This window comes from Roseivirga sp. (assembly GCF_965216855.1).
In the GTDB taxonomy this organism is placed as follows: Bacteria; Bacteroidota; Bacteroidia; order Cytophagales; family Cyclobacteriaceae; genus Roseivirga.
In genome coordinates this window covers 1482455-1497387 of sequence record NZ_OZ244204.1, presented here as the reverse complement: position 1 = coordinate 1497387, position 14933 = coordinate 1482455, and the positions used below count along the sequence as shown (strand labels likewise).

The window sequence follows — 14933 nt, the reverse complement described above, 5'->3', positions numbered from 1 at the left end:
TTAGAATTATTGTATTGAAATGTGCTACTCTGTTCTCAGTGTATTGGCCGGATTGGCTTTGGCAGCTTTCCAGGTCTGGCTTCCTATAGTTACGAAGCCAATGATGAAAATAATGATCACCCCTAAAGTCAATTCTACAATACCGATTGGAGCACGATAGGCTTGCTCTGCTAATATCACCGAGTCGAACAGGAAATAGGTTAGCGGCAGGGCAATAGCGGCTGAAATTACCAGAAGCAACATAAAGCTCTTAGACAGTAGTTTAACCAGGCTTTGTTCAGAAGCACCCAGTACTTTTCTGATACTTACTTCTTTTAGTCTGGTTTCGGCTGTATAAACGCCCATGCCTAAGAGACCGAGGGATGCTATGCAGATAGTAAGGAATGCCAGAAAGCCGATGATGGTGGAGAGTATGGAGAACTCTTCATAGGCTCTTTCAATATTATCTTCATAAAAACCACCCCTGAATTCATGAATTTCATCGAATCCGTCCCAGGCGGCTTTGATTTTCTCCCGGGTAGCTACTATGTCATTGGATCTCAATTTCAGACTTAAGACATAGGCTTCCTGTGGATTATGTCGAAAGGCGAAGGGACTGATTTCTGACTGGATGGTTTGATTGTTGAAGTCCTCAACAACCCCAATAATCATCAGGTCCTCGTTGTCGAATTTCACAATCTTACCAATTGCCTCTTCAGGTGTACCAAGGTTGAATCGTTTGATGGCTTTTTCATTCAGAATAATGCTCTCTTCCTTTTCGACCGCATCTTTTGCCGGAAAGTTCGACCCCGCCAGGAATTGATGCTGAAGCATAGGGATATATCTATGGTCTATTCTGGAGTAGTAGACCGAACCTGAGTCCAGCTTATCTTCACTAAACATTTGTGTGCCCCAGGTACTCCCCACGCTTAGTACATGTGAGGTTCTGGCGATTTGTTCTATCTCAGGTATTCTTGAGAAGAGTGCCTCAATGTCCGCAGGATCATTTCCCTGAAGGTTCACATTAAGAATGTTTTCGGTATTGAATCCAAGATCATAGTTCATGGCATACTTAAATTGCTTATTGGCGATGGAGGCGGCAATAATGAAGATGAGTGACAGGGTGAACTGAACTACCAGCAGTGTTTTTCTCAGGGTAATTCTGGAGAACAGCCTGGTGTTAGTATCGGCTTTTAATACGCTTATGGCTTTAAGCTTTGAAAGGAATAACGCTGGTAGGAGACCGGCCAGCACCCCAACAAGAAGAGCAAAGAGTATAAAATATATAATCTGACTCGCATTGGTCTGAAGTCTCAATATATCTTCGACCTGAGGGTTGAGGCTAAGAAATAGTGGTTTAATCAGGTAGAAAAGAAAATAGGCTATAATTAATGAACCAAGAGAAATGATACAGGCCTCAACAATGAATTGGTTGAATACCTGTCCACGTTTGGCACCTACCACCTTTCTGATCCCAACTTCTTTAGACCTTCTTAGTGACCTGGCAATGGAAAGATTTGTATAGTTGAAGGCTGCCGAAAGAATGACTATAAATGATAAACCGGCCAGTACCCAAAGTACCTCTGCCCCCATACTATTACCAATCTGATTGGAAATATTGGTCGGGCCGGTCATGATGTTGGTGATAGGCTGAATGGTAGTTTGGATAGTGGTATGCTCCATCTTGTCACTTTCTTCTTTGCAAATGACATCGAGTCTTGTCTGAATATCTTCGAGGCTTACGCCTTTCTCGGGACGAAAGTAGACATAGTTCGTCCACATACTTCCGAAGGTGCTCCAGTTGGTATTATCTGGGTTTGCGTTCATCCGCTTTTCAAAAGTAGACAGAGAGACCAGTGCTTCAAATTTCATGTGTGAGTTGAAGGGAGGCTTTTTGACTATGCCAGTTACCGTATAGTCTTCATCTCCTAGTTTTAAGACCTGGTCTAATGGATCGGCTGACTTGAAAAGCTTTTCAGCTGTTTCGTCTGTCAACACAATTGAATTGGGCTCAAGAAGTGCAGTGCTGCTGTTACCTCTGGTCAGGTTGAATGTGAGTACGTCAAAGAAGCCTTCATCGGCATAAAATGCGTCAATAGGGAAGGTGTTTTCTTCAACGGTGGCATCGCCACCTGCACCATTACGGATCAGTGTAATTGCTTCCAGTCCCGGTACATCTTCTTTCATGCGGTTGCCTAAGTAGAGCGAAGTTGAGGCAAAACGCGTTTGCTCTCCCTGCATATACTGGTGCAGGTTGTTGATCCTGTAAAGGTTGTCTACCTCTTTATGGAAACGATCGTAGTTAGAGATCTCTGTGAAGATGGAGATCATCAATAGACAAACAGACATGGATACGGCCAGGCCGAATACATTGATGGCCGAGAAGAGTTTATTTCTGGAAATGCTTCTCAGCGATGTTTTGAAGTAATTTTTAAACATGATGACTTGAGTTAATTGATCAGGAATATTGAGTTTTTTGACCGTGTAGGGCCTGAAAAACCTGAGCACATTCAGTATGAATATGATGCGGGCTTTTCTTGTCCCTTTTTCTTCTATGTGCCTGTAGAAGTGTTCATATAAATCTCCCTGTAAGTCTTCAAAGAGGGAGGCTTTACAATACCACTCTAAAAAGCGGTCGGCCCATTGGGGTGGTATCGGTTTTTTCTTTTTCAAACAATCTTTAAGTTAAAGTCTGGAATGAGGCTCCACAGTTGATCTCGCTGTTCCTTGGCTCTGGTTAGGGCTACTTTGCCTGCGTGCGTTACTGTGAAAAAACGCTTTCTGCGTCCACCTCTTTCCTGTGTGGGTTCTCCCAAATGAGACTTGACGAATCCTTTCTTGTCGAGTCGGTTTAAAACAGCGTGTACAACACTGAGCTTTACCTTTCGTTCTGTGACTCTTTCTATTTCATCACAAATGGCGACACTATAAGCATCGTCTATCAGGGCTGCGATGGTTAGTAAAACTATTTCTTCAAACTCTCCCAGATTGGTTCCTTTCATTTCAAATCTTATTTATTCATTAAATGTATAAAAAATTGATACGGCTAAATTGCTTTTTTATACAAATAGAGAATATATGATTGATCCGTATTTTCACGATGCATAGATAAACCATCATTGACCTGGCTCAAAGCCTGACTCCCTGAGTTGTTACAGGTATGTCTTGAATTGTTGAAAAGCTGTAGGGAGAGAAATTGGATTTTATACGTATAAACTTTTTTTCTTTGTCGTATATTAGAGTGTGGATGCCAAGGTTACACTCAGTTTTGACAAGGAAGTCATTCAATCTGCCAAAGAGTTTGCAGAGCAGCATAATATTAGTCTTTCCAGACTAACCGAGTTTTTATATCGCCAAATTACTTCTAATCATTATAAGGCTTTGGATGATTTGCCTATTGCAGATTGGGTCAATGCTGTAGCAGAGGGGGAGGCTGAATATCATACCAGGCCACGTCAGTTAAAAAAGTCGGATTTCTACGAGAAGAAGTAAGTTGCGAATCTTTATCGATGCCAATGTTCTGGTTTCTGTACTAAATAAGGAGTATCCTCTGTTTACGCATTCTTCCAGAGTTTTGAGTTTAGCCGGGCAGGATGGCTTTGAGTTGTATTCATCCTCTTTGTGTCTGGCCATCGGTTTCTATTTCTCTTCCAAAAAGTCAGGAGCAAAATTGGCCAGAAAGAAAATTGAGCTTCTGAGTAATTACCTTTCCATTGCGCCTATTCATGACTCAGCGGTAAGGGCGGCTATCAATAATCCTAAAGTGGTCGATTTGGAGGATGGGTTTCAGAATTATGCGGCTGTTGATGCTGACTGTTCTTGTATTGTCTCTGAGAATGGAGCCGATTTTTACTTTTCGGACCTGGAAATATTAAGCTCGGAAGGCTTTTTGTCAAAATATGTATTTAAAAAATAAGGCGACCATTGGTCGCCTTGTGTTCTTTTAAGTAAATCTGACTTACACGGTCATAATCTCTTTTTCTTTATGATCGTACAGTTCATCCATTTTCTTGACGTATTTATCAGTCAGTGATTGAACATCGTCTTCGGCACCTTTAACCGCATCTTCAGAAACACCATCTTTCAGAAGTTTTTTCAGTTCATCGTTGGCTTCTTTTCTGGCATTTCTAATGCTGATTTTTCCTTCTTCAGTAACCGATTTAGATTGCTTAGCCAATTGAGCCCTTCTTTCTTCTGTAAGTTGAGGCACATTGAGGATAATGTTTTCTCCATCGTTCTGAGGGTTAAGCCCCAGGTCACTGTTGATAATGGCTTTCTCGATTTCGCCAATCAGCGACTTTTCCCAAGGCTTTACGAAAATGGTTCTGGCATCGGGTGTTGAAACGGAAGCTACCTGGTTAATAGGGGTTGGTGTTCCGTAATATTCTACCATCAGACCATCAAGCATGCTAGGCATGGCTTTACCTGCTCTGATTTTGGACAATTCAGTTTTTGTGTGAGCTACCGCTTTTTCCATCATTTCGCGGGCGGTGTCCAGATATATTTCAATCTCTTCCATCGTATTTTTAACTGATTAGGGTTCCTACTTTTTCTCCGTCAATTAGTCTTTCCAGGTTGCCTGGTTTATTCATGTCGAAAACGATGATTGGTACATTGTTTTCCTGACATAGCGTGAAGGCTGTCATATCCATAATACTGTAGCCTTTTTGTATCACTTCATCAAAGGTAAGATTTTCAAACCTTTCTGCATTCGGGTCTTTTTCCGGATCGGCAGAATAAACGCCATCTACTCTGGTTCCTTTCAATACAACATCTGCCTCAATTTCGATGGCTCTCAAACTGGCAGTGGAGTCTGTTGTAAAATAAGGATTACCAATCCCTGCTCCGAAAATAACAATACGTCCTTTTTCAAGGTGTCTTACAGCTCTTCTTCTAATGAATGGTTCACAAACGGCTTCCATTTTAATACCAGACATCAGGCGGGTATACATACCATGTTTCTCTAATGTACTCTGGATGGCCATTGCATTGATTACTGTAGCCAGCATACCCATGTAGTCTCCCTGAACGCGATCGATACCGGAGGCTTCTGCCTGTACACCTCTATATATGTTACCGCCTCCGATAACAATAGCTACTTCAACTCCTTTTTCTCTTACCCGGTCAATTTCCAGAGCATACTGCTCTAATCTGTCTGGGTCAATTCCATAGCTCTGCTTTCCCATGAGAGCTTCTCCACTTAGTTTAAGGAGTATCCTTTTATAAGACATCTGCTTTTAAAACTTTATTAGTACTTGATTCTTTTCTACGCTATCGCCCTTTTTGACTTCTATGCTGCTGATTTTTCCTTCACCAGCCGCTTTCAGAACATTCTCCATTTTCATGGCTTCCAAAATGACCAGCTGATCTCCCTTCTTAATCTCATCTCCCACGGATACCAATATATCAAGGACCAGCCCGGGCATAGGGGCTTTAAGGTCATTAACCGCACTGGTTAGCGACATGTCTATCCCCATTTTCTCCAGGAGGATATCCATTTTGTCTTTCAGGCTTATTTGGTAGATGCTTTTATTGATTTTGATTTCGGCAGTCTTGGTGAGTTGGTCGAGACTGAGTATTTCACACTTAAAAGTCTTATGATCTTTAAAGATCAGGTACTTCTTATTACCGTCTTCAGTGATTGACCAATTAACGGGAGTTTCATTGATGAAGGGTTGCTTTCCTTCAAAAGAAATTTCGACTTGATCTCCCGCAGCAGTTTCCGTTCGATACATTTATCCAGGTTTGTTCAGAGACTTAATGAGAGCAGTAAAATCTACCCTTCCAAATCGCACAAATATAGGTAACTATTTTAATTAGGAACTGTAAAACTCCTTAGACTTTCAGGATAATTTGTTCAACTTTGCACCCGATCAAAAAAGCTTGATTCCTGAGCCTCAGGGCACTATTTAATAGAGGGGTGAAAAAGAAATATCTTTTTCTGGCAAATGTTTGAATAAAATAAAAAAGGGTCTAATTTTGCATTCCCTTTCGCTGAAAGGCTTTTTTATATCGTTCTTTTAAAGACTGATCGGGGGGATACCAAAGCGGCCAACTGGGACGGACTGTAAATCCGTTGACTTATGTCTTCGCAGGTTCGAATCCTGCTCCCCCCACAGAGTCTTCCGAAGCTTTAGCTAAGGGAGGCAAATGCCAGAGTTGATGTAGGTGCTTGTGCATCTATGCTGAAGCTTCGGTACACAAGCGGGTGTAGCTCAGTTGGTAGAGCGACAGCCTTCCAAGCTGTAGGTCGCGGGTTCGAGCCTCGTCACCCGCTCGATCCTTTGAGTTGTTAGTTCAGGGTTTCGAGTTTCAAGTCAATACTTTAAACCTGAAACTTGAGCTTTTAACTATTTAAGCCGATGTAGCTCAGGGGTAGAGCGCTTCCTTGGTAAGGAAGAGGTCACGAGTTCAAATCTCGTCATTGGCTCTTTTAAGAAATTAAAGAAGTATCCGGTTGGATACCTGATTGTAGAATTATATAAACATTAATATTAACTAATTTCAAACATGGCTAAAGAAACCTTTGACCGTTCCAAGCCGCACGTTAATATTGGTACTATCGGTCACGTTGACCACGGTAAGACCACTTTAACTGCAGCTATTACTACAGTTCTAGCAAATACGGGTCTTGCTGAACTAAGAGACTTCTCTTCAATTGACAACGCTCCTGAAGAGAAAGAAAGAGGTATTACTATCAACACGTCACACGTTGAATACCAAACTGCTAACAGACACTATGCTCACGTTGACTGTCCAGGTCACGCTGACTACGTTAAGAACATGGTAACTGGTGCTGCCCAGATGGACGGTGCTATCCTTGTTGTGGCTGCTACAGATGGTCCAATGCCTCAAACTAGAGAGCACATTCTTTTGGCTCGTCAGGTAGGTGTACCTGCTCTTGTTGTTTTCATGAACAAAGTTGACTTGGTTGACGATGAAGAACTTCTTGAGCTAGTTGAAATGGAAGTAAGAGAATTGCTTTCTTTCTACGAATTCCCAGGTGATGACATTCCGGTAATCCAGGGTTCTGCTCTTGGTGCATTGAATGGTGAGCCTAAATGGGTTGAGAAAGTTGAAGAACTGATGGCTGCTGTGGATGATTACATTCCACTTCCAGAAAGATTGGTTGACAAAGACTTCTTGATGCCTGTTGAGGACGTATTCTCTATTACTGGTCGTGGTACTGTTGCTACTGGTAGAATCGAGAGAGGTGTAATCAACTCAGGTGATCCTGTTGATATCATCGGTATGGGTGCCGAAGGTTTGAAGTCAACTGTTACTGGTGTTGAGATGTTCCGTAAGATTTTGGACAGAGGTGAAGCTGGTGATAACGTAGGTCTTCTTCTTAGAGGTATTGAGAAATCAGATATCAAAAGAGGTATGATCATTTGTAAGCCAGGGTCTGTAACTCCTCACGCTCACTTCAAAGCTGAGGTTTACGTTCTGTCAAAAGAAGAAGGTGGACGTCACACTCCATTCTTTAACAAGTACCGTCCTCAGTTCTACCTAAGAACTACTGACGTTACTGGTGAGATCAAACTTCCTGCTGACATCGAAATGGTAATGCCAGGTGATAACGTAACTATCGAAGTAAACCTGATCAACGCTGTTGCTCTTGAGAAAGGTCTTCGTTTCGCTATCAGAGAAGGTGGTAGAACCGTAGGTGCAGGTCAGGTAACTGAAATCCTAGACTAATCATCTAATAATAGATAAATTTATATCAAACGCGCCTTTCGATTTTTCGAAGGCGCGTTTGTTTCATTAATTAAATTTATCTACATTTGCAGCCCGTTTTGGGTCAGTGCTCGAGCGGCTGTGCATAGACTTTTCGGAAAGAAAAGTTTCCTAAATTATTGTAAAACATTGATGGTCAGTTGATTGACTGATTATCTTGAGATACACGGGTGTAGCTCAGCTGGTAGAGCAGTGGTCTCCAAAACCAAAGGTCGTGAGTTCGAATCTTACCACCCGTGCAAAAATTGAGGAGTAAAACCAATGAGTAAATTAGTATCCTTTGTGAGTGAATCATACGATGAGATGAGACACAAAGTAAGTTGGCCGAAACTGTCAGAGCTTCAAAGTAGCTCTGTGCTGGTTCTTGTGGCCTCTTTAATATTCGCCCTTGTAATCGGTGTTATCGATTTGGGCTTTGATACAGTTATGGAATGGTTTTACGGCCTATAAGATAAGGAGCGATGTCAGAACTGAAATGGTATATGGTTAGGGCTGTGTCGGGCCAGGAGCGTAAAGCAAAAGAGTATCTGGAAAACGAAATTGTTCAGGAGAAATTCACGGAGCAAATTCCACAGGTGCTAATCCCGTCTGAAAAAGTATTCGAGATCAGAAATGGTAAGAAGAAATCGAGAGACAGGAATATGTTTCCGGGCTACATCATGGTTCAAGCCGATTTATCTAACGGTGAAGTCGTTCATTTAATTAAGAATATCCCAGGTATCATAGGGTTCCTAGGTCAAGCTGCTGGCAATGCTTCCACACCGCCAGTTCCATTACGTCAACCAGAAGTAGACCGTATCTTAGGTAAGGTTGAAGAGATTGACGAGTTTGACGAACAACTAGATACGCCATATATAGTCGGAGAGACCGTGAAAGTAATGGATGGTCCCTTTAGTGGTTTTACGGGTACTATAGAGGAGGTATTTGAAGAAAGAAGAAAACTGAACGTAATGGTGAAGATCTTCGGCCGAAATACCCCTGTTGAATTAAGTTACATGCAAGTCGAAAAACAAGATTAAGATGGCTAAGGAAATTTCTGGTTATCTGAAGTTGCAAGTCAAGGGTGGCCAAGCCAATCCTTCTCCTCCGGTAGGTCCTGCTTTGGGTTCAAAGGGACTGAACATCATGGAGTTTTGTAAGCAATTCAACGGACGTACTCAGGATAAAATGGGTCAGGTTTTACCTGTTCTCGTAACTATTTATTCTGATAAGTCTTTTGACTTTGTAATTAAAACTCCTCCAGCACCAGTAATGTTACTGGAAGCTTCTAAGGTAAAGAAGGGTTCAGCTGAGCCTAACAGAGCCAAAGTTGGAAGCGTCACTTGGGCTCAAGTGAAAGAAATTGCTGAAGTGAAAATGCCGGATTTGAATGCTTTCACTGTAGAATCTGCTATGAGAATGGTAGCTGGTACAGCGAGAAGTATGGGTTTGAGGATTTCAGGTAAAGCCCCTTGGGAAAACTAAAGATTTAACAAATGGGAAAGTTAACTAAAAAGCAAAAAGAGGCTTTAAGTAAATATGACCCAACAAAATTATATGCGCTTGCTGAAGCGGCAGGAATTGTGAAAGAGGTAAACTCTGCCAGTTTCGATGCTTCAGTAGACATTGATATAAGATTGGGTGTGGATCCGCGTAAAGCAGACCAAATGGTAAGAGGCGTTGTAGCCCTTCCTCATGGTACTGGTAAAGAGGTGAAAGTGTTGGTGCTTTGTACTCCAGATAAGGAGCAGGAAGCTAAAGATGCCGGAGCTGACTATGTGGGTCTTGACGACTATATAGCAAAGATAGAAGGTGGTTGGACAGATATTGATGTAATCATTACTATGCCAACTGTTATGGCGAAAGTAGGTCGTTTAGGTAGAGTACTTGGTCCTAGAGGTTTGATGCCAAACCCTAAGGCAGGTACAGTAACTCTTGAGGTGGGTAAAGCCGTTCAGGATGTTAAAGGTGGTAAAATCGACTTTAAGGTTGATAAGTATGGTATCATTCATACCAGTATTGGTAAAGCTTCTTTCTCTCCGGAGAAAATCGCTGACAATGCCATTGAAGTGATCCAGACTATCTCTAAGTTGAAGCCTGCATCTGCGAAAGGAACATACTTTAGAAGTATCAACCTTTCAACAACGCAAAGCCCTGGTATTAAAGTAGATAAAAACTCTATTTCCGGACTATAATCATGACTAGAGAAGAAAAAGCAGTTGTTATTGGTGAATTGGTAGAGAAATTTTCTGCCAATATGAACTTCTATATCACTGATGCTTCCGGAATGTCGGTAGCTGAAACCAACTCATTGAGAAGACTGTGCTTCGAGAAAGGTATCGAGTACAAAGTGGTTAAGAATACTTTGATCGCAAAGGCATTGGAGCAAATGAGCACCGATTATACGCCTTTCGATGAGAAAGTATTAAAAGGGTTTTCTGGAGTGATGTTTTCTGGTGAAAACGCGAATACTCCGGCAAAATTGATCAAAGAATTTAGAAAAAAATCGGGCGGACAATCTCCAGTATTAAAAGGCGCTTCCATCGACACAGATCTTTTTATTGGAGAAGAGAATTTAGATATGTTGAGCCAGCTTAAGTCTAAAGCTGAGCTTATCGGTGAGGTTATTACCTTGCTACAATCTCCTGCGAAGAATGTTATTTCTGGTCTTAAAGGATCAGGTGGCAAGCTTGCTGGTATTCTTAAGACTTTGTCTGAACGTGAAAACTAATTATTTAACCAAGATTTAAAACTTTATAACATTTAATAAAATGGCAGATTTGAAAGAATTCGCAGAACAGTTGGTAAACCTTACTGTGAAAGAAGTAAACGAATTGGCTGATATCCTTAAAGAAGAGTATGGTATCGAACCTGCAGCTGCAGCTGTAGCAGTAGCTGGTCCTGCCTCTGGTGGTGGTGACGGTGAAGGCGCTGGTGAAGAGAAATCTTCATTCGATGTTATTCTTAAGGCTCCAGGTGGATCTAAACTTGCTGTAGTTAAGCTTGTGAAAGAATTGACCGGCCTAGGATTGAAAGAAGCTAAAGAAGTAGTTGATGGTGCTCCTAAAGCAGTGAAAGAAGGAGTTGCTAAAGACGAAGCTGAAGCGCTTAAGAAGCAACTTGAAGAAGCTGGCGCTGAAGTAGAGCTTAAGTAATTTGAACAGCCATAAGTAATTATGGCAATGGATCAGGCCCTGGTCTCAGTCCTGATCCCGATAGCTATCGGGAGGGGTCGGGATCACGGGTCTTTTCCTGTTTGTACACACTTGGGAGGTGTTTTACTCCCTCAGCACTGTCTAAGTGCATTTTAATTATTTAGAACAAAAATTATACGGCCTTGGCTATTCTAGCAAATCAATCAGAAAGAATAAATTTCTCTTCGATTAAATCAGTATTAGACTATCCTGATTTTCTTGATGTGCAGATAAAGTCGTTCAAGGATTTCTTCCAATTAGAAACCCCTGCCGACAAAAGAACTCAGGATGGACTGTTCAAAGTGTTCTCTGAGAACTTTCCTATCTCTGATTCACGAGAAAATTTCGTATTAGAATTCATTGATTATTTGGTCGATCCCCCGAAATATTCTGTTTCAGAATGTATCGATAGAGGTCTGACTTACTCAGTGCCTTTGAAGGCAAAACTTCGTCTTACCTGTAATGACGAAGACAATGAAGACTTCGAGACAATTGAACAGGAAGTTTTCCTTGGTAACATTCCTTATATGACTGAAAAGGGATCATTCGTAGTGAATGGTGCTGAAAGAGTTATTGTGTCTCAACTTCACAGGTCTCCGGGTGTGTTCTTTGCTCAAAGTAAGCACACAAACGGTACTACCCTTTATTCGGCCAGAATTATTCCTTTCAAAGGAAGCTGGATTGAATTTGCAACGGATGTGAATAGCGTGATGTACGCTTACATCGACCGTAAGAAAAAATTCCCTGTAACCACGCTTTTAAGAGCTATCGGTTACGGAACAGATAAAGATATCCTGGATCTGTTCGGCCTTTCTGAAGAAGTAGCTGCCAAGAAAACTACACTTAAGAAAGCTGTAGGTAGAAAGCTGGCTGCAAGAGTGCTTAGAACATGGGTAGAAGACTTCGTGGATGAGGATACCGGAGAGGTAGTATCTATTCATAGAAATGAAGTGTTGCTCGAAAGAGATTCTGTATTGTCAGAAGAAGATATCGAGTTGATCATCGAGGCTGATGTAGAATCAGTAATTCTTCACAGAGAAGATATTAACATCGCTGACTACACTATTATCTATAATACACTTCAGAAAGATAATTCAAACTCAGAAAAAGAAGCAGTAGAGCAAATCTATCGTCAGTTGAGAAATACTGAAGCGCCAGATGAGCAAACTGCCAGAGATATTATACAATCACTATTCTTCTCTGATAAGAGATATGATTTGGGTGAGGTTGGTCGATACAGAATCAACAAGAAACTCAATCTGGAGATCGATTCAGAGAAAAGAGTATTGACTACTGAAGATATTATCTCAATTGTGAAGTACCTGATCGGTTTGATCAACTCAAGAGCAGTTGTCGATGATATTGACCACCTTTCAAACAGAAGGGTAAGAACAGTTGGTGAGCAACTTTATGCTCAGTTTGGTGTAGGTCTGGCTCGTATGGCCAGAACCATCAAAGAAAGAATGAACGTTCGTGATAACGAAGACTTCAAGCCGGTTGATTTGATCAACGCAAGAACCTTGTCTTCTGTAATCAACTCATTCTTCGGAACCAACCAGCTTTCTCAGTTTATGGATCAGACTAACCCATTGGCTGAGATTACACACAAAAGAAGAATGTCTGCTTTAGGACCAGGTGGTCTTTCAAGAGAAAGAGCTGGTTTTGAGGTGCGTGACGTTCACTATACTCACTACGGTAGACTTTGTACCATTGAGACTCCTGAAGGTCCGAATATTGGTTTGATCTCGTCTCTTTGTGTGCACGCTAAAGTGAATAGCATGGGCTTTATCGAAACTCCTTACAGAAAGGTGACTGAAGGTAAAGTGAACATGTCTGAAGATGTAGTGTATTTGACTGCTGAAGAAGAGGATACTCACAACATTGCCCAGGCCAACGCGCCTTTAGAGGACAATGGTATCTTCATCAACGATAGAGTAAAGGCGAGATTCGAAGGTGATTTCCCTGTGGTTGAGCCAAAAGAACTGACTTACATGGATGTGGCGCCAAACCAGATTGTTTCTGTGGCTGCTTCATTGATTCCTTTCCTTGAGCATGATGATGCAAACCGTGCTTTGATGGGATCGAACATGCAACGTCAGGCTGTGCCATTGTTGAAACCAGAAGCTCCAATTGTGGGAACTGGTTTGGAAGGTAGAGCTGCCAGAGACTCCAGATCTTTAGTGATTGCTGAAGAGAATGGTGTAGTGCATTACGTAGATTCTGCTAAGATTATAATTAAGTACAATCAGACCGATGAAGACGAATTAGTCAACTTCGATTCTGAGTACAAAACATATGACCTGATCAAGTTCAGAAGAACCAACCAGGATACTTGTATCAACCTGAAGCCAATCGTATTGAAAGGTGAGAAGGTACAAAAAGGACAAGTACTTTGTGAAGGTTACTCAACCCAAAACGGTGAGCTTGCTCTAGGTAAAAACCTTAAAGTGGCTTACATGCCATGGCAAGGATATAACTTTGAGGATGCGATTGTTATTTCTGAAAGAGTAGTAAGAGACGATGTGTTTACTTCAATTCACATCGATGAATACGAACTTGAAGTAAGAGATACCAAGCGTGGTGAAGAAGAATTGACCTCTGAAATTCCTAACGTTAGTGAGGAAGCAGTGAAAAACCTTGATGAGAATGGTATCATCAGAGTAGGTGCTGAAATTAAAGAGGGAGATATTCTGATTGGTAAAATCACTCCTAAAGGTGAAACAGATCCAACTCCTGAAGAGAAACTCTTGAGAGCTATCTTCGGTGACAAAGCCGGTGATGTTAAAGATGCTTCATTGAAAGCTTCGCCTTCACTTAGAGGTGTTGTGATTGATACCAAACTCTTCTCAAGACCTAAGAAAGACAAAGACTTGAGAGCTAAGTCTAAGAAAGAGGTTGAAGTACTCAAAGCACAATTCAGCAAAGACCTGACAGCTGTTAGAAATCAAATGATTGAAAAACTGGTTGAACTTCTTGATGGTAAAGTATCACAAGGTGTGAAACACAAGTTTGGAGATGAGATCATTTCTAAAGGTGTCAAATTCAATAAGAATAATATCTCACAAAACCTCTTCCCTGAGAAGAACATCTACAGAGACGAAAGTAACTATAGTGTTCAGGAAGAAGTGAACCTGATTGCTGACCTTAACCTTGATGGTTGGACCGATGACGAGAAGACAAATGAGCTACTCGTTAGAATGGTGAAAAACTACAACATCAAGAGAAACGAAATTGCTGGTGAATTCAAGCGTGAGCGTTTCACTATTGAGGTGGGTGACGAACTACCAACAGGTATCGTTCAATTGGCCAAAGTTTACATTGCTAAGAAGCGAAAGCTGAAAGTAGGTGATAAAATGGCTGGTCGTCACGGTAACAAAGGTGTAGTTGCCAAAATTGTGAGAGAAGAAGACATGCCATTCCTTGAGGATGGTACTCCAATGGATATCGTATTGAACCCACTGGGTGTACCTTCAAGGATGAACATCGGTCAGATTTACGAAACTGTACTGGCATGGGCCGGAGAAAAACTGGGTAAGAAATATGCTACTCCAATTTTCGATGGTGCCAGTATGGAAGAGGTAGATGCAGAACTTACTGCGGCAGGATTGCCGAAAGCAGGTCGCGTTTATCTGTATGATGGTCTGACTGGTCATAAATTCGACCAACCTGTAACAGTAGGTGTTGCCTACATGTTGAAACTGGGTCACCTGGTTGACGATAAGATGCACGCCAGATCTATCGGACCTTACTCATTGATTACGCAACAACCATTGGGTGGTAAAGCTCAGTTTGGTGGCCAGCGTTTCGGTGAGATGGAGGTTTGGGCACTTGAGGCCTTCGGTGCATCTCACGTACTTCAGGAAATCCTGACCGTGAAGTCGGATGACGTAATTGGTAGAGCTAAGGCGTATGAATCAATCGTTAAGGGAGATTCTATTCCTAAGCCTAATATTCCTGAATCATTCAATGTACTGGTTCACGAATTGAGAGGTTTGGCCCTTGAAATTACGCTAGACTAAGGCATGTTTATTTGGCTTCGGCCAC

General features: G+C 41.6%; 15 protein-coding genes and 4 tRNA genes. 14 read left to right on the top strand and 5 right to left on the bottom strand.

Going from position 1 to position 14933, the window contains the following annotated elements; all coding sequences use genetic code 11:
- Nucleotides 1-24 precede the first annotated feature (24 nt).
- On the bottom strand, nt 25-2652 hold the full coding sequence (locus ACOOEY_RS06810; RefSeq protein WP_420387920.1) for an ABC transporter permease: 2628 nt from the start codon (nt 2650-2652) through the stop codon (nt 25-27).
- On the bottom strand, nt 2649-2981 hold the full coding sequence (locus ACOOEY_RS06805) for a PadR family transcriptional regulator (RefSeq protein WP_420387919.1): 333 nt from the start codon (nt 2979-2981) through the stop codon (nt 2649-2651). The genes ACOOEY_RS06810 and ACOOEY_RS06805 overlap by 4 nt, the downstream gene beginning before the upstream one ends.
- 241 nt (nt 2982-3222) lie before the next feature.
- Between ACOOEY_RS06805 and ACOOEY_RS06800 the strand changes: the two genes are divergently transcribed.
- Nucleotides 3223-3471: a DUF6364 family protein gene (locus ACOOEY_RS06800; protein ID WP_420387918.1), complete on the top strand. Its 249-nt coding sequence runs from the start codon at nt 3223-3225 to the stop codon at nt 3469-3471.
- Between the two features lies 1 nt (nt 3472).
- Nucleotides 3473-3895 (top strand): type II toxin-antitoxin system VapC family toxin, encoded by a 423-nt coding sequence (locus tag ACOOEY_RS06795; protein WP_420387917.1) that lies wholly within the window; start codon nt 3473-3475, stop codon nt 3893-3895.
- 42 nt (nt 3896-3937) lie between these two features.
- On the opposite strand, the gene frr is transcribed toward ACOOEY_RS06795, so the two are convergent.
- Genes frr through ACOOEY_RS06780 form a run of 3 tightly spaced genes read right to left on the bottom strand, consistent with a single transcriptional unit; the run spans nt 3938 to nt 5714 of the window.
- Nucleotides 3938-4498 carry a ribosome recycling factor gene (frr, locus tag ACOOEY_RS06790; RefSeq protein ID WP_420387916.1) on the bottom strand — a complete coding sequence of 187 codons (561 nt, stop codon included), beginning with the start codon at nt 4496-4498 and terminating at the stop codon, nt 3938-3940.
- Nucleotides 4499-4505: 7 nt separating this feature from the next.
- Nucleotides 4506-5210 (bottom strand): UMP kinase, encoded by a 705-nt coding sequence (gene pyrH / locus ACOOEY_RS06785; RefSeq protein WP_420387915.1) that lies wholly within the window; start codon nt 5208-5210, stop codon nt 4506-4508.
- A gap of 6 nt (nt 5211-5216) precedes the next feature.
- The gene (locus ACOOEY_RS06780; RefSeq protein WP_420387914.1) at nt 5217-5714 is read right to left on the bottom strand and encodes a biotin/lipoyl-containing protein; all 498 of its coding nucleotides are present in this window, start codon (nt 5712-5714) and stop codon (nt 5217-5219) included.
- 298 nt (nt 5715-6012) lie between these two features.
- On the opposite strand from ACOOEY_RS06780, the gene ACOOEY_RS06775 reads away from it, so the two are divergent.
- The 12 genes from ACOOEY_RS06775 to rpoB all read left to right on the top strand — a co-directional run bounded on the left by ACOOEY_RS06775 (nt 6013) and on the right by rpoB (nt 14908).
- A tRNA-Tyr gene (locus ACOOEY_RS06775) sits at nt 6013-6095 on the top strand.
- A gap of 88 nt (nt 6096-6183) precedes the next feature.
- Nucleotides 6184-6256, top strand: a tRNA-Gly gene (locus ACOOEY_RS06770).
- An 81-nt stretch (nt 6257-6337) separates the two neighbouring features.
- Nucleotides 6338-6409, top strand: a tRNA-Thr gene (locus tag ACOOEY_RS06765).
- 80 nt (nt 6410-6489) lie between these two features.
- Nucleotides 6490-7677, top strand: a complete 1188-nt coding sequence (gene tuf / locus ACOOEY_RS06760) for an elongation factor Tu (RefSeq protein WP_420387913.1) — start codon at nt 6490-6492, stop codon at nt 7675-7677.
- Nucleotides 7678-7882: 205 nt separating this feature from the next.
- Nucleotides 7883-7955 (top strand) — tRNA-Trp (locus ACOOEY_RS06755).
- 22 nt (nt 7956-7977) lie between these two features.
- Nucleotides 7978-8166 (top strand): preprotein translocase subunit SecE, encoded by a 189-nt coding sequence (secE, locus tag ACOOEY_RS06750; RefSeq protein WP_420387912.1) that lies wholly within the window; start codon nt 7978-7980, stop codon nt 8164-8166.
- Nucleotides 8167-8177: 11 nt separating this feature from the next.
- Nucleotides 8178-8735, top strand: a complete 558-nt coding sequence (gene nusG, locus ACOOEY_RS06745) for a transcription termination/antitermination protein NusG (protein WP_420387911.1) — start codon at nt 8178-8180, stop codon at nt 8733-8735.
- Between the two features lies 1 nt (nt 8736).
- Nucleotides 8737-9180 (top strand): 50S ribosomal protein L11, encoded by a 444-nt coding sequence (gene rplK, locus ACOOEY_RS06740; RefSeq protein WP_420387910.1) that lies wholly within the window; start codon nt 8737-8739, stop codon nt 9178-9180.
- 11 nt (nt 9181-9191) lie between these two features.
- Nucleotides 9192-9890 (top strand): 50S ribosomal protein L1, encoded by a 699-nt coding sequence (gene rplA, locus ACOOEY_RS06735; protein WP_420387909.1) that lies wholly within the window; start codon nt 9192-9194, stop codon nt 9888-9890.
- A 2-nt stretch (nt 9891-9892) separates the two neighbouring features.
- Entirely contained in the window at nt 9893-10426 is a 534-nt protein-coding gene (rplJ, locus tag ACOOEY_RS06730) for a 50S ribosomal protein L10 (protein ID WP_420387908.1), read from the top strand.
- 40 nt (nt 10427-10466) lie between these two features.
- The gene (gene rplL, locus ACOOEY_RS06725; protein WP_420387907.1) at nt 10467-10850 is read left to right on the top strand and encodes a 50S ribosomal protein L7/L12; all 384 of its coding nucleotides are present in this window, start codon (nt 10467-10469) and stop codon (nt 10848-10850) included.
- Between the two features lie 188 nt (nt 10851-11038).
- Nucleotides 11039-14908 carry a DNA-directed RNA polymerase subunit beta gene (gene rpoB, locus ACOOEY_RS06720; protein ID WP_420388640.1) on the top strand — a complete coding sequence of 1290 codons (3870 nt, stop codon included), beginning with the start codon at nt 11039-11041 and terminating at the stop codon, nt 14906-14908.
- The last annotated feature ends 25 nt before the right edge of the window (nt 14909-14933 follow it).

What these genes read in the sequence shown, in the direction of transcription:
- tuf (WP_420387913.1), top strand. Translation starts at nt 6,490, where the DNA reads ATGGCTAAAGAAACCTTTGACCGTTCCAAGCCGCACGTTAATATTGGT.
- rplA (WP_420387909.1), top strand. Translation starts at nt 9,192, where the DNA reads ATGGGAAAGTTAACTAAAAAGCAAAAAGAGGCTTTAAGTAAATATGAC.
- rplK (WP_420387910.1), top strand. Translation starts at nt 8,737, where the DNA reads ATGGCTAAGGAAATTTCTGGTTATCTGAAGTTGCAAGTCAAGGGTGGC.
- pyrH (WP_420387915.1), bottom strand. Translation starts at nt 5,210, where the DNA reads ATGTCTTATAAAAGGATACTCCTTAAACTAAGTGGAGAAGCTCTCATG.
- rplL (WP_420387907.1), top strand. Translation starts at nt 10,467, where the DNA reads ATGGCAGATTTGAAAGAATTCGCAGAACAGTTGGTAAACCTTACTGTG.
- ACOOEY_RS06780 (WP_420387914.1), bottom strand. Translation starts at nt 5,714, where the DNA reads ATGTATCGAACGGAAACTGCTGCGGGAGATCAAGTCGAAATTTCTTTT.
- nusG (WP_420387911.1), top strand. Translation starts at nt 8,178, where the DNA reads ATGTCAGAACTGAAATGGTATATGGTTAGGGCTGTGTCGGGCCAGGAG.
- rplJ (WP_420387908.1), top strand. Translation starts at nt 9,893, where the DNA reads ATGACTAGAGAAGAAAAAGCAGTTGTTATTGGTGAATTGGTAGAGAAA.
- frr (WP_420387916.1), bottom strand. Translation starts at nt 4,498, where the DNA reads ATGGAAGAGATTGAAATATATCTGGACACCGCCCGCGAAATGATGGAA.
- ACOOEY_RS06805 (WP_420387919.1), bottom strand. Translation starts at nt 2,981, where the DNA reads ATGAAAGGAACCAATCTGGGAGAGTTTGAAGAAATAGTTTTACTAACC.
- secE (WP_420387912.1), top strand. Translation starts at nt 7,978, where the DNA reads ATGAGTAAATTAGTATCCTTTGTGAGTGAATCATACGATGAGATGAGA.